Here is an 18,539-nt window from a genome sequence, read left to right on the forward strand (position 1 = left end):
TGCTCAAAGCACATTTGTTTTGCTTTGTGGCACATGAGTCAAGGCCAAGCGCATTGGAAAAGGCTGGATTTCGTAACGAAATCTTCATGGCGCGCCAGACGGTTGCAAAATGCAGGTCACAGAACGGGCCTATTGGAAACAAAAAGGCCGCGCCAAGTCAGGCGCGGCCTAAAGCAAAGCCTAATCCGGGTGGATTAGAATTTCAGAACGGGGCAGGTGTCGTCCGACGAATAGTCGTGAACTTTAAGTTCACCTGCGATGATCTGATCGCGCGCGGCGTCAACGGCGGCTTTCATATCATCGGACACCAGCGATGCGTTATGCTCGTCCAGAGCATAGCCCACACCTTCTTCGGCGAGGCCGAAGACTTTGACAGTGCCGGTTTCGAGATCAGCACCAGCAGTCATCGAATCAAATACAGCCACGTCAACGCGCTTGAGCATCGAGGTCAGAACCTGACCGGGGTGCATGTGGTTCTGGTTGCTGTCAACGCCGACGGACAGGATGTTTTCTTTGGCTGCGGTTTGCAGAACACCGATGCCGGTGCCGCCTGCCGCTGCATAGATCACGTCCGCGCCTTGGCTGATCTGTGCACGCGCCAGCTCAGACCCTTTTACCGGGTCATTCCATGCGGCAGGGGTGGTGCCGGTCATGTTGGACACAACGGTCGCATCTGGGTTTGCCGCCAGAACACCTTGGGCGTAGCCACAGGCGAATTTACGGATCAATGGGATGTCCATGCCGCCAATAAAGCCAACAGTTTTCGACTCGGACGCCATGCCGGCCATCATGCCAACAAGGTAAGAACCTTCGTGCTCGGAGAACAGGATCGACACAACATTCGGGTGCTTGGCAGGGTCAACCCAGCCGTCAATGGTGACGAACTTTGTGTCAGGATAATCCGCTGCAACCGCGTCGATCGACCCAGCGATGGCAAAGCCAGTGGTGACAACAGGGTTGAAACCCGCTTCGGCGAAACGGCGCAGGGCCTGCTCGCGCTGGGCTTCGGACTGAATTTCGATGTCTTTGTACGTGCCGCCGGTTTCCTTGGCCCAACGCTCAGCGCCACCAAAGGCCGCTTCGTTGAAGGATTTGTCGAACTTGCCGCCCAGATCATAGATCAGCGCCGGGTCAGCCAGAGCTGCGCCAGCGGAAAGTGCCAGAGCTGCGGCCGAGCCGAGAATTGTTTTCATGAAAGTCATGTGTTGCTCCCAGGTGTGAACGACGGACAGAGTCGCCGTTTCGTTTGTGATAGGCAATAAAGACGCAAGGGGCGTGCGGCGGTCAACCGGAATCTTGGAATTCGGGGGGTTTAGGGGCGATTCCGCTAGGTCAGCGCACAGCGCATAACCACGGCGTCCTCGGCCGGGGCATTGATGCGCGTATAATACCCTTTTCGACGGCCAACTTCTTGGAAGTCAAAGCTTTTGTAAAGCTCCATCGCGGCGCTATTCCCCGAGGCAACCTCAAGGAAAACCGTGTCGATACCGCGTGTCGAAAAATTTGACCAAAGGGTCCGAAAAAGCCCGGACGCAATGCCTTGACGGCGGTGATCTGGGCTTACGGCGATGGTTAGAATCTCTGCTTCAGGTGCAATGCAGCTGGCGAGGACAAAGCCGTAGTCAGTGATCACAGAGATGACATCGGCCCGGTTCAAAAGCGTTGTGATTTCAGATTCGTCCCAAGGGCGATCGGGAAAACAGCGCGCATAAAGCGCGGTCATGTCCTCGGGTGTCATGGCCGGGTGTGTTTTGGTGGGGGAGGTCACGCAGGCGGGTCCGCCAAAATAACCGGTGGCGCGTTGCGTGAGGGGGCGGCATCGGCCGGGCGCAAGTAAAGCGGGGCCGGGGGCGTTGGGGTGGTGTTATCCATGTTAAGCATGGCTTGACGCGCAATGGCTTCGGCCATTGAGTATTTCGCGGTCAACACGCGGCCACCGGTGCGCTTGGCGATCTCATCGGCCTGTGCGCCAATTACTGCGGCTTCGGCCTTGGGGTTTGGCAGTACAAGCGTATCTATATCACAGAGCGCGGCGGCGCTCCCGCTGGTGTCATTCAACGTATGTACATAAAGCCGGTCGCGCGGGGCGGCGACGCTACAGACAACCGGGATGTCAATGCCAAGCGCCATGGCCTGAAACTGTGACACACCTATGGCAGGAATACCCAACGCCAAAGCCAAGCCACGGGCGGCAGATACAGAAATGCGGATGCCGGTGAAATTGCCGGGGCCGATACCAACGCCGATGGCGTTTAGGTCGGACAATTCCACGTCACCAGCGGCCAAAACCTCTTGAATCAGGGGCATGATGCGTTCGGCCTGACCACGGGCCATGTCTTGGGTTTGAGAGGCGATAAGCGTGTCACCGCGCAGCAAAGCGGCAGTGCAATGAGGGCCGGAGGTGTCGAAACCGAGGATCAGAGGCGCATGTGTCATGGCGTGTCTGTGCCGCGAGTGGGTCCAGAAGACAAGCCAGAAGACAAGAGTGTCACCCGCGCCGAGGCGTCGGATTTTGGCAAATCGTCGGTAAGATGTAGCCAATTGAGCCGCGATCCAAAATGCGAATGGTGCTGGGGAGGAAGAGTGTCAGGGTGATCAAACAGGCCGACGGGGATGAAAATTTGATCAGGCAGATAGTCGAAACGCGCCGCCAAGGGCGAGCCGCAATCACGGCAGTTGGCCCGCGTGACACCCGCGACGCTGGATTTCCAATGTAAGTCCGGGGTGAAGCGAACGGCGTTTGGTGACATGGCTGCAAAAGCCGAGATTGGCGCGCCCGACCAGCGCCGACAATCGCCACAATGACAATAGGCCACCGTCAAAGGTGGCCCATCGGCGTGCATCAAAGTTTTGCCGCAATAACAGCGGCCTGACAGGGCGTCAGACGGCAACAGGGCGGACCTCGGTCACCTCGGGGATGTAGTGGCGCAGCAGGTTTTCGATCCCCATTTTCAACGTCAAAGTGGACGACGGGCAACCGGCACAGGCCCCTTGCATATGCAGGTAAACAACGCCGCGATCAAAGCCGTGGAAGGTGATATCGCCACCATCCTGAGCCACAGCAGGGCGGACGCGGCTATCGAGCAATTCTTTGATTTGACCAACGATTTCGCCATCTTCACCGTCATGATCGGCGTGGCCACCGGCCTGGGTAGCACCATCGGACATCACCGGCTGACCGCTTTGGAAATGCTCCATGATCGCGCCAAGGATCGACGGTTTCAGATGATCCCAGTCGGTGTCATCGTTTTTGGTCACGGTGACAAAGTCGTTGCCAAAGAAAACACCAGTCACACCATTCACCGAAAACAGGCGCTGTGCCAAAGGTGAGCCGCTGGCCGCCTCTGAACTTGGAAAATCAGCCGTCCCCATTTCAAGCACGGTCAGGCCGGGCAGGAATTTCAACGTGGCGGGGTTTGGTGTGGATTCGGTCTGGATGAACATCTGGGACACGCCTTTTCTGGTCTGTGCGGAATATGCGCACGCGACGGGCAAAGGTCAAGGTTTAGAATTATTCTAAGGTTTAGGCGGTTGCTACAAGGGCGCGCAACCGGGCGCGGATGTATTTGGCCGCAGATCGGTAATGCGACGGCCCGGCGGCCTCGGCCCAGCGGCCAGTTGTCCATTTGTTATTGCCGCCTTGCATCGGCCCACCATAAAGCGCGTCGTCGTCCAAAGTGTCGATCATCGCCAATAGGGTTTGGTGATTGGCATCGAGACTGGCTTTGGCACCTTCCCAGCTCAGATCATGTTGCGATGCGCGCAAATCGGCGTTGTAGCGTTTCAACTCGCTCCATTTGTAGCCGGGGGCAGGGATTTCGGCCTTTTGCCCGGATTGCCCGGTCTCGTACCAACCTAAAAACAGAGTGATCCAATGGGCACGATGGGCGATGGTGTCTTTGATCGTTGTGCCATCAGCCTCTGGATCGGGCAACATGGCAACGCTCTCTTCGATCGGGGCGATCAGCTTTTGCAGTTTCGCAAATTCTTTTTCCGCAATAGCGCGCAATTCGGTTTTAGAGGTGGCGGGCATGTCGGCCTCCTTTCCGGGCTAGGGTACCCGGAACGTGGCAACGTCACCTTGATCTGCCTCATCGAAAACGCGGGCCAAGCTCGCTCTGGTCAACACCCTCCAACCGCCAAAACGCCTCGGCCTCAGGGCCGATTTTGGCAAGGGTCCGGGTGAGGTCAACAGGCGGGACAACCCGATGCAACGCATAGGACACCGCTTCGAGTGCGTTGTCGGGGGCCAAATTGTGATGCTTGCGCAAATCGCGTGTTTCGCGAAGATAAACATCAGGCGAGGCCCAAGGGGCGGGCGGTTCCACCTGCCAGTTTTGGACGAAAAGCGCGCGTAGGGTGGTGGGTAGGATCTGGGCGAAATCCAACCCTTGTTGCACCGTCAAACGTTTGCGAAAACTGCGAAACACCCCTTCAGTGACCGTATAGGTGACGTTGTCCGACGGGGTGCTAAGCTTGTCCTTGGCGTCATCCAAAAACCCGCGCCATTCCTTGGCGGCGTGGCGATAGCTCCACGGCATCGGCATCTTAAGTGATTGCCTCCAACCGCTCCTTGGACATGTCGCCGGGGACAACAGTAATCGGGATCGGCAGGCCGGAACTGTTGCGGACCAGCTGGGTGATAATTGGGCCGGGGCCCTTTTTATCTGTTGCAGCGCCAAGGACCAAAACCCCGATTTCGTCGTCGGATTTCACATGGGCGATGATCTCAGGAACCGCATCGCCTTCGCGAATGACAAGTTCGGGATCGACGCCTTGTTTGTCGCGCATCCATTTTGCAAAGACTTCGAAATGGGCGTGAATCCGTTCGCGGGCTTCTTCTTTCATCACGGCACCAACACCGATCCAATGGTTGAACTCATCCGGTGGAATCACCGACAGAATCGCAACACCGCCACCGGTATTGGCCGCTCGCATCGCGGCAAACCGCATGGCGTTTAGGCATTCACGGCTGTCATCTAGGACAACAAGAAACTTGCGCATCATACACTCCCTATCGTGGTGATCATGCCTGTGGACACGGCAACTGGCAAGCGGTCACAGCGCTATCTGCATCAGGGGGAGCATCCGGCCGGAAATAGCGGTTGAGGCGACCGATCCAATGCGGATCGCGCCCATATAAGCGTAAAACGCCTCGGCCCCCGGATCGGCATCGATGTTCATAATCCTTGCTTTGCCGCTGCGAGCCTGAGCGATGGCCCAAAGAAGCAAGGCGCGGCCAGCGCCGCTACCGATGGCATCGGGGTCAACGAAAAGCTTGTCGAGTTGCGCGGCCCCTTGATCAATCGTCACGGTGGCGACACCGATAAACCCCGCGCCCTTGCGGATCACGGCGGTTCGGGCCCCAAGATCGGCGTGGGTGACGGTTAGCTCTTCGCGACACGCGTCAAGGAAATCGGCGTCATATCCCCAATAGGCTTTGGAGCGCAGGCAGAGGTCAGACAGCGCGGCAAGCTCTTGATCCGAAGCCGAAAGCAGCCGTTCCGGCGTCATGTCGATGCGGCCCAATCCCAATACATGTCACGCACGCGGCGGGTTATTGGACCAACTTGATAGCTGTCATCTTCGATGCCGGTCACCGGAGTGACCTTGTTCATGTTGCCGGACAAAAACACCTCATCCGCAGCTTTGAAATCGTCAAAGCTAAGAACCGTTTCATGCACGATGACACCATCGGCGCGCAGGTTGCTCATGTGGCGGGCGCGGGTGATTCCGGCCAAAAACGTGCCATTGGCGACCGGGGTGAACACCTCGCCGTCTTTGACCATAAACACGTTGGCGGTTGCGGTTTCGGCGACGTTGCCGAGGGCATCGGCGACCAAGGCATTGCCAAATCCACGGGCGCGAACCTCGGCTAACATGCGGGCATTGTTGGGATAAAGGCAGCCGGCCTTGGCATTCACCACTGCGCTTTCTAGAACCGGACGACGGAACCGTGTATAGCCCAGCGTGGTTGACGCGGTTTCTGGGGCCATGGGCACTTCTTCTAGACTAATTGCGAACCCGGTGTCGTCCCCGCTTGGCACAATCGCGGTCGCATCGCCGTGAATGCCCCAATACATTGGCCGAATATAGACCGCGGCCCCGGGGGCGAACCCTTTGAGACCTTCTTGGACCAGCGCGACCATGTCCTCTGTTGTAACCGTCGGGGTGAGCATCAAGGCCGTCGCAGACCGGTTTGTCCGCGCGCAATGAGGTTCCAGATCTGGCGTCAACCCATTGACCATACGCGCGCCATCAAACACGGTTGTGCCCAACCATGCGCCATGATCCGCTGCGCGCATAACCATTGCGTCGCCGTCGTGCCATTGGCCGTCATAATAGGTGCGTATTGTCTTGCCGATTGCCATATCTGGTCCTCCGTTGTTGGCGCACGCTATGGCCAGCGCGCGCCAAGGTCCAGTGCTGGTCGCCGCGCGTTTGATCAAACTTCGTGATGCTTTGCTTCAGCAATCAGCTTGTCGAGGTCCAAGGGGGCGTTTGTCATGGTCAACGAGCCCTGTGCACCCCTTGGCCATTCCGCATTTGGGCGATCGCGATAGATTTCGATGCCATTTCCGTCGGGGTCTTCGAAATAGATGGCTTCGGACACGCCATGATCGGCGGCACCTTGGATGGTCACGCCCGATGCCATCACCTGCACCAAGGTATGTGCCAAGGCCAGGCGATCCGGATACAGAAAGGCCACATGATATAGCCCGGGCGCGCGTGGGTCCGGGGCCGGGCCATCCTTGCTATGCCACGTGTTCAGACCAATGTGATGGTGATAGCCGCCCGCCGACAAAAACGCCGCTTGGCTGCCGAATTTTTGTGTGACGTCAAAGCCAAGAACGTCGCGATAAAAGCGGACCGAACGATCTAGATCGGTCACCTTGAGGTGGACATGGCCCACACGGGTTTCTGGATGGGTTTTCATGTTAAATCTCCTTTGCCAACATCTGGTTGATGTGCGGAAAAATTGAAATTCCCTAGATTTGCACGGAATTGGTGCGCAAGCGCCGGGTGCGCTATGGGCGTCACGCGGGGCGGATAGGAAACGGTTTCGGCGCAAATCACTGCGAAGGTGTCGGGAATGGCTCACTCATTCGGGTGCGAAAATGGTCTAGACTGCGATCAAGACCAGAGGAAAACGCGCATGTCCAATACGATCCGATTCACCCTTGATGGCACCGAAGTTGAGGCTGAACAGGGAATGACCATTTGGGAAGTGGCCAATGGCCGGGGCCTGAAAATCCCGCATCTGTGCCACAAACCCGCGCCCGGATACCGACCCGACGGCAATTGCCGGGCCTGTATGGTTGAGATTGAGGGCGAACGGGTTTTGGCGGCCTCCTGCATTCGCGAGCCGAGCGATGGCATGGTTGTGACAACCAATAATGCCCGCGCCGAAAACGCCCGCAAGATGGTGATGGAACTTTTGCTTGCCGATCAGCCTGAGCGCGACGCGGCGCATGACAAGTCCAGCCACCTTTGGGACATGGCCGAGGAGAACGGTGTTGAAGACAGCCGTTTTCCAACCATCGAACCCGAGCGTATTCCTTTGCTGGACGATAGCCATGTGGCGATGCGGGTCAATCTGGACGCCTGTATTCAATGCGGGTTGTGCGTGCGCGCCTGTCGCGAGGTGCAAGTCAATGACGTGATCGGGATGGCCGGGCGTGGGCATGACGCCTATCCGACCTTTGACATGGCCGATCCGATGGGGGCCTCAAGCTGTGTGGCCTGTGGCGAATGTGTGCAGGCCTGTCCAACCGGGGCGTTGATGCCATCCACTGTTTTGGATGCGCAAGAAGTCGGCGACAGCAAAGATTTCGATAGCGAAACTGAGAGCGTTTGCCCGTTCTGCGGCGTGGGTTGCAAGGTATCGCTCAAGGTCAAAGATGGCAAAGTCAAATACGTTGAGGGCATCAATGGTCCGGCAAACGAAGGGCGTCTGTGCGTCAAAGGGCGGTTTGGGTTCGACTATATCCACCACCCGCACCGGTTAACCAAACCCTTGATCCGACGTGAAGACGCCCCGGCCAAAGGGTTGAACGTTGATCCCGGCGATCTTTCGACGCATTTCCGCGAAGCAAGCTGGGATGAGGCGTTGGGTTTTGCGGCCAAAGGGTTGACTGGTCTGCGCGAGGCCCATGGTGGCCGCGCGGTGGCGGGTTTTGGCAGCGCCAAATGTACGAATGAAGAAGCCTATCTGTTCCAGAAATTCATCCGTCAGGGGTTCAAACATAACAACGTCGATCACTGTACGCGTCTTTGCCACGCGTCATCAGTATCAGCGTTGATTGAAAACGTCGGATCGGGCGCGGTGACCGCGACGTTTAATGAGATCGAAAACGCCGATGTGGCGATCATCATTGGGGCCAACCCGATTGAGAACCATCCCGTCGCCGCGACCTATTTCAAGCAGTTCACCAAACGTGGTGGCAAGTTGATCGTGATGGATCCGCGCGGGGTTGGTATGCGCCGCTTTGCCGATGAGATGCTGCAATTCCGTCCCGGAGCCGATGTGTCGATGCTCAACGCGATCATGCATGTGATCGTCGAAGAAGAGCTTTATGATCGCGCTTATATCGAAAAATTCACCGAGAATTGGGAGGCCGAAAAGCAACATCTTGCGCAGTTCACCCCCGAAGCGATGTCGGAAATCTGCGGAATTGAGCCAGAGCAGCTGCGCCGGGTGGCACGGACCTTTGCCGGGGCCAAGGCGGGGCTGATTTTCTGGGGCATGGGGGTGTCACAGCATATTCACGGCACCGATAATTCGCGTTGCTTGATTTCGCTGGCTTTGATGACCGGCAATGTTGGCAAACCAGGTGCGGGCCTGCATCCGCTGCGGGGGCAAAACAACGTGCAAGGGGCGTCAGATGCGGGGCTGATCCCGATGTTCTTGCCGGATTATCAGAGCGTCACAGACGATGGCATTCGCCAAGCGTTTACAGATGTTTGGGACAGCGACGATTTCAGCAATGAAAAAGGTCTGACCGTTACCGAGATCGTCGACGAGGTTTATGCGGGCAATATCAAGGGTATGTATATTCAGGGTGAAAACCCAGCCATGTCCGATCCGGATGTGGAACATGCCCGCGATGCCTTTGCCAAGCTTGAATGCATGGTGGTGCAGGATATTTTCCTAACCGAGACCGCGAATTATGCGGATGTGATCCTGCCTGCCTCGGCGCTTTATGAGAAAAACGGCACGGTTTCGAATACCAACCGGCAGGTGCAACGTGTGCGTCCCGCTGTGCCACCGCCCGGAGAGGCGCGCGAAGATTGGGCCGTGACGGTTGAGCTTGCGCAACGCTGTGGGTTGAACTGGGCGTATTCGGATGTCAGCGAGGTTTTCGCTGAGATGAAGCTGAATATGAAGTCGCTCGACAATATCACGTGGGAGCGGTTGAAGACCGAGACGATCACCTATCCGTCACTTCATGAGACCGATCCCGGCCAGCCGATTGTATTTGGAGACGGATTCCCACGTGTGGATGGGCGCGCGCGCTTTACCCCGGCGTCGGTGATTGCCCCGGACGAGGCTCCGGATGCGGAATTCCCGATGATCATGACCACGGGCCGCCAGTTGGAGCATTGGCATACCGGGTCGATGACGCGGCGGTCTAAAGTCTTGGATGCGGTTGAGCCGGAAGCGAATTGTTCTTTGCATCCCAAGACGCTGCGGGCGCTTGGGGTTGAGGCCGGAGATATGATCAAGCTGACCACGCGGCGCGGGTCGATTGAGATCATGGCGCGGGCGGATCGGGCGATTGCAGAGGACATGGTTTTTGTGCCTTTTGCCTATGTCGAGGCGGCGGCGAATGTGCTCACCAATCCGGCGATTGATCCCTATGGCAAAATCCCGGAGTTCAAGTTCTCAGCTGTACGGGTTGAGGCGATCACCAAGATTGCAGCGGAGTAGGGAGGTCGGGGGTGACGTGCGTGCGAAGCACGACACCCCACCCGCCATCCCGCCGGGCGGTGCGTTTAGGTGTGAGCTTCGCCGAATGTCTTTGTGGTGCAGGTGGTTTTTCACGCCTTGTGTGGTTTCAAGCGTTGTGCGTTCCCAGCTCCTTCGGCCGCGTTGGGACTCCTGCTGAGAAAGCTGCCTGACGCGGCATCCCAACAAACGTCCCATGTCATTGCGAAAATATTTCGGGCCTGCGACAAAGATCGTGGATTTATGCTATCCTTATCGGAAAGGAGAACAGCATGGATCCAGTGTCATTGGTCTTTTATGCTTGTGTGTGTGGGGTGCTTGGCTTGGCCGGGCCCAAACTTGGCGCGGCCCCTATGCGTTTGGGAATTGGGGCTTTGGTGGGGGTCGTTGCGGTGACGGCATTGCCGCATGTCAAAACCCTTTTAGGCCTGACTGAGGCCTATGCGACGGTGTCGCCTTAGCTCCATTCGACATCCCCCAAAAAGATGTAGCCGGCCCCGTAGATGGTTTTGATTAGCCGAGGGTTTTTGGGATCTTCTTTAAGCTTGGTGCGCAGGCGCGAGATGCGGACATCCATGGCGCGATCAAAGCTTTCGCCCGCAGCACCTCCCAAGGTTTCCTGCATATGAGCGCGTGAAATAAGGCGTTTGGGGCTTTCAAGGAAGAGCCGCAACACTTCGCCTTCGGCATGACTAAACGGGGTTTCATCCCCGTCGGTATCGACCAAAGTGTAGCGATCAAAATGCGCGGTCCAGCCGTTGAACGTGGCGGTGTCCCCTTGGGCAGCGGCGGCTTTGGGGCCGCGCATACGGGCGCGAATGCGGGCGACAACTTCTGCCGGATCAAAGGGTTTGATGATGTAGTCATCAGCCCCAAGTTCGAGGCCGGTGATCTTGTCCTGAACCTGCGCACGGCCGGAAATGATGATGATGATCGCGCCCTGTTCCAACGCCAGACGATGCACCACCGAGAGCCCATCGCGATCCGGCAATCCAAGATCAACCAAACAGACATCAGGCGTTGTGCGTCGCAAGGCGGCTTCGAATTCGGTGGCGCGGGCAAAGGTCAGGGTGCGAAACCCGGCTTCTGTCAAAGCTTCGGACAGCATGTCGCGAATGGCGGGTTCATCGTCCAGAATGGTGACAAGCGCGCTCATGTCTCTTCCTTTCCAAAGCCAAGAAATCGGGTCAGATTGGTGGCATCAAAGGGTTTGGCCAAAACCGGGGCCCGGGTGCGGGCTTTTTCGTGCAACGGGTGATCTTGCGGCAATGAGGTCATGAGCCGCAGCGGTAGGTTTGGCAGATGGTCGGCCAGTGTGAAACCGGGATCTTCGCCTTCGAGAGAAATATCCGACAGGATCAGCGCAATGTCAGGCAGACCTTCGGCCAAGGCGCGCGCTTCGGCGACCGAAGCGGCTTCGACCACGTTGAATTCCAGATCGGTTAGCATTTCGCGCACGGATGCTCGAATATCGGGGCTATCTTCGACAAGCAGAACAAGACCGGCCTTGGGCAGGTCGATCGCGGGACGCAGTGGCAGGCGCAGGCGGATTTCGGCCCCGGTTTCGGTGTTGGACAGGCGCATGTCACCCCCGGCGAGTTTGGTCATGTCATAGACCATCGCGAGCCCAAGTCCGGAGCCTTCGCCACCTTTGGTGGTGAAGAACGGATCAAGCGCATGGGCCAGCGCCTCTTCGGAAAAACCGGTGCCTGTGTCTGTGACACTGATTTGCAGCCAGGTCTTTTTGAACTCGGTTGCTGTCACCCGAATGGTCCCGGCCTGACCACAGGCATCGCGGGCGTTGAGGATCAGGTTTAAGAGTGCGTCTTGCAGAAGGCCATGATCAACCATGAGGCGGTTTTGAGTTTCGTCCACCACTTGCAGTGAAATCGCCGAGGGCAGGGACGGGGTGGCAAGGGTTTGAAGTTCCTTGAGAAAAGGACCGATCAAAAGCGCTTCGGGTTGCCAGCGACGATGGGCCGTGATGTCGGCGATGCGATTAAGCAACCGCCCCCCACGCCGAGCCGCTTGAAGGGTGGCGGCGATCAAGGGTTCGGCATTGCTCCCCAGATACATCCGTTCAAGCTTGGATTGCATGCCAAGGATGATGGTGAGCAGGTTGGAGAAATCATGGGCCAGACCGCTGGTCAGTTGCGCGGCCATTTCACGACGCCGGGTTTGTTGGAGCGCAGCACGGGTTTGGGTTTCTTCGGTGACGTCTTGGGACAGGATATAGACGCCCGGTTCCAAAGGATCGGGAGTGAAAACCACGCGAATGCGCCGGGATGAGGCCTCGTGGGTGAACTCAAAGGTGTTTTGTTGGCCTTTCATCGCCGCGTCGAGAAAGGGCAGGACCTTGGCATAGGCCTGATCCCCCAAAGCGTCGCGGATATGAGTGCCCAAAATTTTGGTTGGACGACCGGGCATGACAAGATGCAGGCGTTTGTTGGAAAAGGTATATCGCCCGTTTTCATCGACACGGGCGATATGGGCGGGCATCATTTCAGTGGTGAGGCGGGTGCGGGCTTCCATCTCGGTCAACTCGCGCCGGGCTTCCATCAATGCCTTGTTGGTGGCGGCGAGGGCGCGGTTGGTGGCCGATAGTTCTTCGGAACGTTTTAGGACTTCTTCGGAGAGTTGTTCGGAATGGGTGCGCAGCAATTGTTCTTGGGCACGGGTTTCGGTGATGTCGGTGTAGACGGTGACCCAGCCACCTTGAGGGAGGGGGGCACCTTCGATACTGACGATGCGGCCGTTGGCGCGGGTGCGTTCGACGTAATGGGATTGAAAGGCCAAGGCGGTTTCAACCCGATCCTTGATAAAGGTTTCGGGGTCATCGACCTCGCCATATTCTCCTCGTGAGACGAGATGGCGAATGGTGTCTTCAAAGCTTGCACCGGGAGTGGTGAGGCGGTCAGGCAGGTTGAACATTTCCACGAAAGGCGCGTTGCACACCGCAAGGCGTAAGTCGCTGTCGTAGATCGACAGGGCCTGTTGGATAAGGTTGAGACCGGCCTGGGTGAGCGCTTGATTGATCATTGGGATGTCGGGTCGCTTGTCCTGCGGACGTCGCCCCACCCGCCATCCCGCAGCGCATGTTGCATCTGATTGGGAGACGATTGAGGGGGCTGTCCTTTGGTTGTTGAGGGTAGGGTAACGCGCGTCGGCGGGCGGGGCCAAGCGGAAAACTTGCGCTGTTACAATTCGTAAGATTCAGGAAATGTTCAGGAAAAAGTTGACCGACAGATTGGAGCCTGACCAAATAGGCGGCAGAATCGCATAAGCGATCTGGTCCCACATGGGGCCGCTGATTGGTGTCGGTTGAGGAGCCGGCATTAGGGAGGACACAACGTGGCTAAGTTGGCTGAGAGCACAGATGGTCTGTGCTCGGTACCTGCATTATTGCAACGAAACGCTGAGAAATTCAGTGACCGTCCCGCTTATCGCGAGAAGGAATACGGGATTTGGCAGAGCTGGACCTGGAAAGAGGCATCCAAAGAGATTGAAGCGCTGGCGCTTGGTCTTTTGAACCTTGGGGTAAACAGGGGGGATCATGTGGCGATTATTGGCCGCAATCGTCCCTATCTGTATTGGTCCATGGTCGCGGCGCAGATGGTTGGCGCGGTTCCGGTGCCTTTGTATGCCGATGCGGTGGCAGAAGAGATGGAATATGTGTTGTCGCATTGCGGCGCACGGTTTGTCATCGCGGCGGACCAAGAGCAGGTCGACAAGGTAATCGACATCCAAGAGCATTTGCATCAGTTCGAGCATATGCTTTATGTCGATCCGCGCGGCATGCGGAAGTATGACCACCGGCGGCTGCATGAGTTCAGCCATGTGCAGGATCAGGGCCGTGCGGCCTATGATGAGTTCATCGAAGACCTCAAAATCCGCATCGGCGAGCTGACCTATGACAGCACCTGTGTCATGCTGTATACGTCGGGGACAACGGGCAAGCCCAAGGGTGTTGTTCTGTCAAACCGCAATATCATTGCTTCCGCCAAGGCGAGTTCTGAGTTCGATGGGTTGACAGAAAAAGAAGAAATTCTTGCTTACCTGCCAATGGCTTGGGTTGGTGATTTTATCTTTTCACTGGGGCAGGCTTATTGGGCGGGTTTCTGTGTTAATTGTCCGGAAAGTGCCGAGACGATGAAGACGGACCTGCGCGAAATTGCACCGTCTTACTACTTTGCACCGCCAGCGGTTTTTGAGGGGCAGCTAACCCAAATCATGATCCGCATGGAAGATGCAGGCAACTTCAAGAAGAAGATGTTCCATCACTACATGGCGCACGCCCGCAAAGTCGGGCCAGACCTTCTTGAAGGCAAGCCAGTTGGGATGATGGACCGTTTGAAATACGCGATGGGCGAGTTCATGGTCTATGGTCCTTTGAAAAACGCGCTGGGCTTTTCCAATGTGCGGGTTGGCTATACGGCGGGCGAAGCGATTGGGCCGGAGTTGTTCGATTTTTACCGGTCGCTTGGTATCAACCTCAAGCAGCTCTACGGCCAAACCGAAGCAACGGTTTTCATCACGCAGCAGCCAGATGGCGAAGTGCGCTCGGATACCGTTGGTGTTCCTAGCCCCGGTGTCGAAATCCGGATCGAAGATAGCGGTGAAGTGTTTTACCGGTCGCCGGGCACATTTGTTGAGTATTACAACAACCCGGAATCGACGGCTGACACCAAGGACGCCGAGGGTTGGGTTGCCACCGGGGATGCGGGTTTCTTTGAGAAAAGCAGCGGGCATTTGCGGATTATCGACCGGATCAAAGACGTTGGTAAAATGTCGGATGGCGGCATGTTCGCGCCCAAATATGTTGAGAACAAGCTGAAGTTCTATCCCAACATTCTTGAGGTTGTGGTGTTTGGTGCCGGGCGTGATCGTTGCACAGCTTTTGTGAACATCGACCTGACAGCGGTGGGCAACTGGGCGGAACGCAACAACATCGCTTATGCGTCTTATCAAGAGCTTGCTGGGCATCCTGAGGTTTTGGACACGATCCAGAGCCATATCGAAGAAACCAATATCTCGATTGCTCAGGACGAAATGCTGGCGGGATGTCAAATTCACCGCTTCTTGATTTTGCACAAAGAGCTTGATGCGGATGACGGTGAAATGACCCGGACCCGCAAGGTGCGTCGCAAGATCGTTGGTGAGAAATTCGATGATCTGGTGACGGCGCTCTATGACGGGTCAGACGAGATTTATACCGAAACGGAAGTCACTTATGAGGACGGCCGCAAAGGGAAGATCACTGCAACATTGCAGATCCGTGACACCAAGGTGCAGCCAGTGGCCGCCAAGATAGCGGCGGAATGATGGGGACGACGCTTGTGCGATGCACATCGCCCCGCCCACCATCCCGCAGCCCCCGCGACTTTAGAAAGAAGACACAGGCATGACAGAGACTGAAGGATACGTCACAGCCGATGGTCGCCAGATTGGCGGTCAGTTGATGGAGCTGAAGAACATCACCTTGAAGTTCGGTGGTGTGACGGCGATCAGTGATATTTCGTTCGACATCCACGAAGGCGAAATTCGCGCGATCATTGGTCCGAACGGCGCTGGCAAATCGTCGATGCTCAACATCATTTCGGGGTTTTACACCCCGACGATTGGCGAGCTGTGGTACAAGGGCTCGAAACGCCCGGCAATGAAGCCGTTTGAGATTGCCCGTATGGGGGTTGCCCGGACATTCCAGAACATTGCTTTGTTCGAAGGCATGACCGTTCTCGACAACGTCATGACCGGTCGTTTGACGCATATGAATGCCGGGATCGGCGCGCAGGCGTTGTGGTATGGCAAGGCCCGTGACGAAGAAATCGCCAACCGAGAAGTGGTTGAGAAGGTTATCGATTTCCTCGAAATCCAAAATATTCGGAAAACGCCGGTTGGCCGTTTGCCCTATGGGTTGAAAAAACGTGTTGAGCTGGCGCGTGCGCTGGCGGCGGAACCTTCGATCCTATTGTTGGACGAGCCGATGGCCGGGATGAACGTTGAGGAAAAAGAGGACATGAGCCGCTTTATCCTTGATGTGAATGACGAATTTGGCACCACGATTTGCCTGATCGAACACGATATGGGCGTGGTCATGGACCTTTCCGACCGCGTGGTCGTGATGGATTACGGCAAAAAGATCGGGGACGGCCCACCGGACGAGGTGCGCAACAACCAAGACGTTATCGACGCCTATCTCGGCGTCCCACATTAACAGGGGGCAAACATGTTAAAAGACATCTTTATCACGCCGTTTGTCGATATGTTTTCGGCACCGGACTTCCTGCTTCAGGTGCTTTGGGAAGGGCTGGTTTCCGGCATTCTCTATGCTCTGATCGCGCTCGGCTTTGTTCTGATTTTTCGCTCAAGCCGTATCTTTAACTTTGCCCAAGGCATCATGGTGGTGTTTGCAGCGCTGACACTTGTCGGTCTTCATGCGATGGGCATACCGGCTTGGATATCGGTGGTTCTGACGCTGGGCGTTATGTTCGTTCTCGCGGTGAGCATTGAGCGCATCGTTCTACGCCCGCTTGTTGGGCAACCCGATATCATCCTGTTTATGGCCACGATTGGCATCACGCTATTCCTTATTGGTGGCGGTGAGATCATCTTTGGTGGTGAAAACAAAGTGATGATCACCGAAGAACTTGGCATTCCGACCGGTGACACGGTTCTGGAACCTTGGGGCGGTCTTTTGATCCTGCAACACCTTGATATCACGGTTGTTGTTGTGGCAACGGCGCTTGTTGCGGCCCTACTGGCTTTCTTGAACTACACGCAAATGGGCCGGGCGATCCGGGCCTTGGGCGACGATCACCAAGCCGCGCTTTCGGTTGGTATCTCGCTGCAAACCGTTTGGGTTCTGGTTTGGTTTATCGCCGGTATCATCGCGCTGGTCACAGGTATCGCCTGGGGCGCACGCGCCGGGGTCAGCTTTGCCCTTGAGGTCATCGCATACAAAGCCCTGCCGGTTCTGATGCTGGGTGGTTTGGAATCGATCACAGGGGCCATTATCGGCGGCCTTATGATCGGCATCCTCGAAAAACTGTTCGAAATCTACTGGGGTCAGCCACTTCTCGGTGGCAACACGGAAACATGGTTTGCCTTTGTGCTGGCGCTGATCGTGCTCTTGTTCCGCCCGCAAGGTCTGTTTGGTGAAAAGATCATTGAACGGGTCTAGCGCAGCGCGGGGCGCGCTGCAGAGCTAACATCCGGGCGGCGCGCAACCGTGCCCCGCCCACCCCAGACAAGACAAAAATGGACGTGGAAAACATGGCTAAACTTATCGCAATCCTGAACGTCGTGGCATGGTCCGGCTTCTGGTCTTTTGGATACCTCGCGCTCAGCGCTGGCACCGAAAACCCGAACCAAACCACCATCGCGATCCTGCTCGCCGCAGGCGGGGCCGCGGTTGGGCTTTGGGCATGGTTCTGGCTGGTGCGTCATTCCGAAGAAATCGGATACGCCAAACCCGCCAACCGCGTGCGCATCACCAATGAGGAGATGGTCTGATGCTTTATCGTACCGCTGGCCAGTTCAAGACCAGCTACAAATCCGATCAGGCGCTGTTCCCGATCAAACAAGACGCTTTTTTGTTGGGTGTTATCCTGCTGTTCGCAGTGGTGATCTTTCCCCTAACAGCCAGCGAGTTCACCTTTCAGACAATTCTGATCCCGATCCTGATCTATTCGCTCGCCGCGCTTGGCCTGAATATCCTAACGGGGTTCGCCGGTCAGCTTAGCCTTGGCACGGCGGCGTTCATGGGTGTTGGGGCCTATGCCTGCTACAAGATGGTCACCTTGATGCCGTGGATGAACCCGATCGTAGCGATCTTGTTCTCGGGTATCTTTAGCGCAGGGGTTGGGGTTGCCTTTGGTATTCCATCCTTGCGGATCAAAGGGTTCTATCTCGCAATTGCCACTTTGGCGGCCCAGTTCTTCTTGGTCTGGCTGTTTGAGAAATGGGCATGGCTTTATAACTACAACGCCTCTGGCGCGATCCAGGTGCCTAACCTGAAAATGTTCGGTGTGTATATCGCCGGTCCTCAGGCAAGCTCGGTTGTGCAATACTTTGTGGTGCTCTTCATCGTAAGCTTGCTGACCATGGTTTGTATCAACCTGACCCGCGGCAACCTTGGCCGGACGTGGAAAGCGACACGCGACATGGACATCGCAGCGGAACTGATCGGCATCAACTTGATGAAATCAAAACTGACCGCCTTTGCTGTTTCGTCCTATATTGTCGGTGTTGCCGGTGCTCTGTTCGTCTTTATGTGGCGCGGTGCGGCTGAGCCAAACCTGTTCGACATTCCGCTGAGCTTCCGCGTGTTGTTCATCGCGATCATCGGTGGCCTTGGCTCGGTCATGGGTAACTTCCTTGGCGCGATCCTGATCGTTGGCCTTCCGGTTGTGCTCAACCTGCTGCCTGCCGCCTTGGGCATTCCGATTAGCTCGGCGACGGTTGAGCACCTCAATATCATGTGTATCGGCAGCTTGATCATCTTCTTCCTGATCGTCGAACCACATGGTCTGGCGCAGCTGTGGAAGCTGATCCGCGAAAAACTCATTATCTGGCCCTTCCCGCACTAAGC

At 56.6% G+C, this 18,539-nt stretch carries 20 protein-coding genes; 7 read left to right on the forward strand and 13 right to left on the reverse strand.

The window, feature by feature from the left end:
* Positions 1 to 194 precede the first annotated feature (194 nt).
* The 11 genes from Q1A43_RS01400 to Q1A43_RS01450 form a co-directional block, all read right to left on the reverse strand.
* A complete protein-coding gene (locus Q1A43_RS01400; RefSeq protein ID WP_299929430.1) occupies positions 195 to 1,202 on the reverse strand; it encodes a BMP family ABC transporter substrate-binding protein in 1,008 nt (335 codons plus the stop codon).
* Between the two features lie 125 nt (positions 1,203 to 1,327).
* Positions 1,328 to 1,768, reverse strand: coding sequence for a GNAT family N-acetyltransferase (locus tag Q1A43_RS01405; RefSeq protein WP_299931863.1), 441 nt, complete (start codon positions 1,766 to 1,768; stop codon positions 1,328 to 1,330).
* Entirely contained in the window at positions 1,765 to 2,436 is a 672-nt protein-coding gene (gene tsaB / locus Q1A43_RS01410) for a tRNA (adenosine(37)-N6)-threonylcarbamoyltransferase complex dimerization subunit type 1 TsaB (protein ID WP_299931864.1), read from the reverse strand. The genes Q1A43_RS01405 and tsaB overlap by 4 nt, the downstream gene beginning before the upstream one ends.
* Positions 2,433 to 2,891 carry a GFA family protein gene (locus Q1A43_RS01415; RefSeq protein WP_299931866.1) on the reverse strand — a complete coding sequence of 153 codons (459 nt, stop codon included), beginning with the start codon at positions 2,889 to 2,891 and terminating at the stop codon, positions 2,433 to 2,435. Before Q1A43_RS01415 ends, tsaB begins: the two co-directional genes overlap by 4 nt.
* Positions 2,881 to 3,444, reverse strand: coding sequence for a NifU family protein (locus tag Q1A43_RS01420; protein WP_299931868.1), 564 nt, complete (start codon positions 3,442 to 3,444; stop codon positions 2,881 to 2,883). Before Q1A43_RS01420 ends, Q1A43_RS01415 begins: the two co-directional genes overlap by 11 nt.
* Before the next feature lie 79 nt (positions 3,445 to 3,523).
* Positions 3,524 to 4,033 (reverse strand): ClbS/DfsB family four-helix bundle protein, encoded by a 510-nt coding sequence (locus Q1A43_RS01425; RefSeq protein ID WP_299931870.1) that lies wholly within the window; start codon positions 4,031 to 4,033, stop codon positions 3,524 to 3,526.
* A 58-nt stretch (positions 4,034 to 4,091) separates the two neighbouring features.
* Positions 4,092 to 4,547 (reverse strand): DUF2267 domain-containing protein, encoded by a 456-nt coding sequence (locus Q1A43_RS01430; protein WP_299931872.1) that lies wholly within the window; start codon positions 4,545 to 4,547, stop codon positions 4,092 to 4,094.
* Position 4,548: 1 nt separating this feature from the next.
* Positions 4,549 to 5,004 carry a universal stress protein gene (locus Q1A43_RS01435; RefSeq protein WP_299929450.1) on the reverse strand — a complete coding sequence of 152 codons (456 nt, stop codon included), beginning with the start codon at positions 5,002 to 5,004 and terminating at the stop codon, positions 4,549 to 4,551.
* A 54-nt stretch (positions 5,005 to 5,058) separates the two neighbouring features.
* Positions 5,059 to 5,529, reverse strand: coding sequence for a GNAT family N-acetyltransferase (locus Q1A43_RS01440; RefSeq protein WP_299931874.1), 471 nt, complete (start codon positions 5,527 to 5,529; stop codon positions 5,059 to 5,061).
* Positions 5,511 to 6,371, reverse strand: a complete 861-nt coding sequence (locus Q1A43_RS01445; protein ID WP_299929457.1) for a branched-chain amino acid aminotransferase — start codon at positions 6,369 to 6,371, stop codon at positions 5,511 to 5,513. The genes Q1A43_RS01440 and Q1A43_RS01445 overlap by 19 nt, the downstream gene beginning before the upstream one ends.
* 74 nt (positions 6,372 to 6,445) lie before the next feature.
* Positions 6,446 to 6,937 (reverse strand): VOC family protein, encoded by a 492-nt coding sequence (locus Q1A43_RS01450; RefSeq protein ID WP_299931875.1) that lies wholly within the window; start codon positions 6,935 to 6,937, stop codon positions 6,446 to 6,448.
* Positions 6,938 to 7,156: 219 nt separating this feature from the next.
* Here Q1A43_RS01450 and fdhF point away from each other — a divergent pair, with 219 nt between their 5' ends.
* Both fdhF and Q1A43_RS01460 read left to right on the forward strand, forming a co-directional pair.
* Complete coding sequence (fdhF, locus tag Q1A43_RS01455) at positions 7,157 to 9,931, forward strand: formate dehydrogenase subunit alpha (RefSeq protein ID WP_299931877.1); 2,775 nt, start codon at positions 7,157 to 7,159, stop codon at positions 9,929 to 9,931.
* A gap of 290 nt (positions 9,932 to 10,221) precedes the next feature.
* A complete protein-coding gene (locus Q1A43_RS01460; RefSeq protein ID WP_299929466.1) occupies positions 10,222 to 10,410 on the forward strand; it encodes a hypothetical protein in 189 nt (62 codons plus the stop codon).
* Here the strand turns inward: Q1A43_RS01460 and Q1A43_RS01465 are convergent.
* Entirely contained in the window at positions 10,407 to 11,105 is a 699-nt protein-coding gene (locus Q1A43_RS01465) for a response regulator transcription factor (protein WP_299929468.1), read from the reverse strand. The two genes, Q1A43_RS01460 and Q1A43_RS01465, sit on opposite strands and share 4 nt — an antisense overlap.
* Positions 11,102 to 12,988: a PAS-domain containing protein gene (locus Q1A43_RS01470; RefSeq protein WP_299932521.1), complete on the reverse strand. Its 1,887-nt coding sequence runs from the start codon at positions 12,986 to 12,988 to the stop codon at positions 11,102 to 11,104. Before Q1A43_RS01470 ends, Q1A43_RS01465 begins: the two co-directional genes overlap by 4 nt.
* 312 nt (positions 12,989 to 13,300) lie before the next feature.
* Here Q1A43_RS01470 and Q1A43_RS01475 point away from each other — a divergent pair, with 312 nt between their 5' ends.
* The 5 genes from Q1A43_RS01475 (at position 13,301) to Q1A43_RS01495 (ending at position 18,537) form a co-directional block, all read left to right on the forward strand.
* Positions 13,301 to 15,271 (forward strand): AMP-binding protein, encoded by a 1,971-nt coding sequence (locus Q1A43_RS01475; protein WP_299931879.1) that lies wholly within the window; start codon positions 13,301 to 13,303, stop codon positions 15,269 to 15,271.
* A gap of 79 nt (positions 15,272 to 15,350) precedes the next feature.
* Positions 15,351 to 16,163: an ABC transporter ATP-binding protein gene (locus Q1A43_RS01480; protein ID WP_299929474.1), complete on the forward strand. Its 813-nt coding sequence runs from the start codon at positions 15,351 to 15,353 to the stop codon at positions 16,161 to 16,163.
* 12 nt (positions 16,164 to 16,175) lie between these two features.
* Complete coding sequence (locus Q1A43_RS01485; RefSeq protein ID WP_299931881.1) at positions 16,176 to 17,129, forward strand: branched-chain amino acid ABC transporter permease; 954 nt, start codon at positions 16,176 to 16,178, stop codon at positions 17,127 to 17,129.
* Positions 17,130 to 17,221: 92 nt separating this feature from the next.
* Complete coding sequence (locus Q1A43_RS01490; RefSeq protein ID WP_299931883.1) at positions 17,222 to 17,461, forward strand: hypothetical protein; 240 nt, start codon at positions 17,222 to 17,224, stop codon at positions 17,459 to 17,461.
* Positions 17,461 to 18,537 carry a branched-chain amino acid ABC transporter permease gene (locus Q1A43_RS01495; protein WP_299931885.1) on the forward strand — a complete coding sequence of 359 codons (1,077 nt, stop codon included), beginning with the start codon at positions 17,461 to 17,463 and terminating at the stop codon, positions 18,535 to 18,537. The genes Q1A43_RS01490 and Q1A43_RS01495 overlap by 1 nt, the downstream gene beginning before the upstream one ends.
* The last annotated feature ends 2 nt before the right edge of the window (positions 18,538 to 18,539 follow it).

This window comes from uncultured Pelagimonas sp., from assembly GCF_947498515.1.
Taxonomy (GTDB): domain Bacteria; phylum Pseudomonadota; class Alphaproteobacteria; order Rhodobacterales; family Rhodobacteraceae; genus Pelagimonas.

Excerpts from the sequence above, each read along its gene's own strand:
- Q1A43_RS01480 (WP_299929474.1), top strand. The coding sequence starts at position 15,351 with ATGACAGAGACTGAAGGATACGTCACAGCCGATGGTCGCCAGATTGGC.
- tsaB (WP_299931864.1), bottom strand. The coding sequence starts at position 2,436 with ATGACACATGCGCCTCTGATCCTCGGTTTCGACACCTCCGGCCCTCAT.
- Q1A43_RS01485 (WP_299931881.1), top strand. The coding sequence starts at position 16,176 with ATGTTAAAAGACATCTTTATCACGCCGTTTGTCGATATGTTTTCGGCA.
- Q1A43_RS01460 (WP_299929466.1), top strand. The coding sequence starts at position 10,222 with ATGGATCCAGTGTCATTGGTCTTTTATGCTTGTGTGTGTGGGGTGCTT.
- Q1A43_RS01495 (WP_299931885.1), top strand. The coding sequence starts at position 17,461 with ATGCTTTATCGTACCGCTGGCCAGTTCAAGACCAGCTACAAATCCGAT.
- Q1A43_RS01425 (WP_299931870.1), bottom strand. The coding sequence starts at position 4,033 with ATGCCCGCCACCTCTAAAACCGAATTGCGCGCTATTGCGGAAAAAGAA.
- Q1A43_RS01420 (WP_299931868.1), bottom strand. The coding sequence starts at position 3,444 with ATGTTCATCCAGACCGAATCCACACCAAACCCCGCCACGTTGAAATTC.
- Q1A43_RS01430 (WP_299931872.1), bottom strand. The coding sequence starts at position 4,547 with ATGCCGATGCCGTGGAGCTATCGCCACGCCGCCAAGGAATGGCGCGGG.
- Q1A43_RS01465 (WP_299929468.1), bottom strand. The coding sequence starts at position 11,105 with ATGAGCGCGCTTGTCACCATTCTGGACGATGAACCCGCCATTCGCGAC.
- Q1A43_RS01435 (WP_299929450.1), bottom strand. The coding sequence starts at position 5,004 with ATGCGCAAGTTTCTTGTTGTCCTAGATGACAGCCGTGAATGCCTAAAC.
- Q1A43_RS01445 (WP_299929457.1), bottom strand. The coding sequence starts at position 6,371 with ATGGCAATCGGCAAGACAATACGCACCTATTATGACGGCCAATGGCAC.
- Q1A43_RS01450 (WP_299931875.1), bottom strand. The coding sequence starts at position 6,937 with ATGAAAACCCATCCAGAAACCCGTGTGGGCCATGTCCACCTCAAGGTG.
- Q1A43_RS01400 (WP_299929430.1), bottom strand. The coding sequence starts at position 1,202 with ATGACTTTCATGAAAACAATTCTCGGCTCGGCCGCAGCTCTGGCACTT.
- Q1A43_RS01470 (WP_299932521.1), bottom strand. The coding sequence starts at position 12,988 with ATGATCAATCAAGCGCTCACCCAGGCCGGTCTCAACCTTATCCAACAG.
- Q1A43_RS01490 (WP_299931883.1), top strand. The coding sequence starts at position 17,222 with ATGGCTAAACTTATCGCAATCCTGAACGTCGTGGCATGGTCCGGCTTC.
- fdhF (WP_299931877.1), top strand. The coding sequence starts at position 7,157 with ATGTCCAATACGATCCGATTCACCCTTGATGGCACCGAAGTTGAGGCT.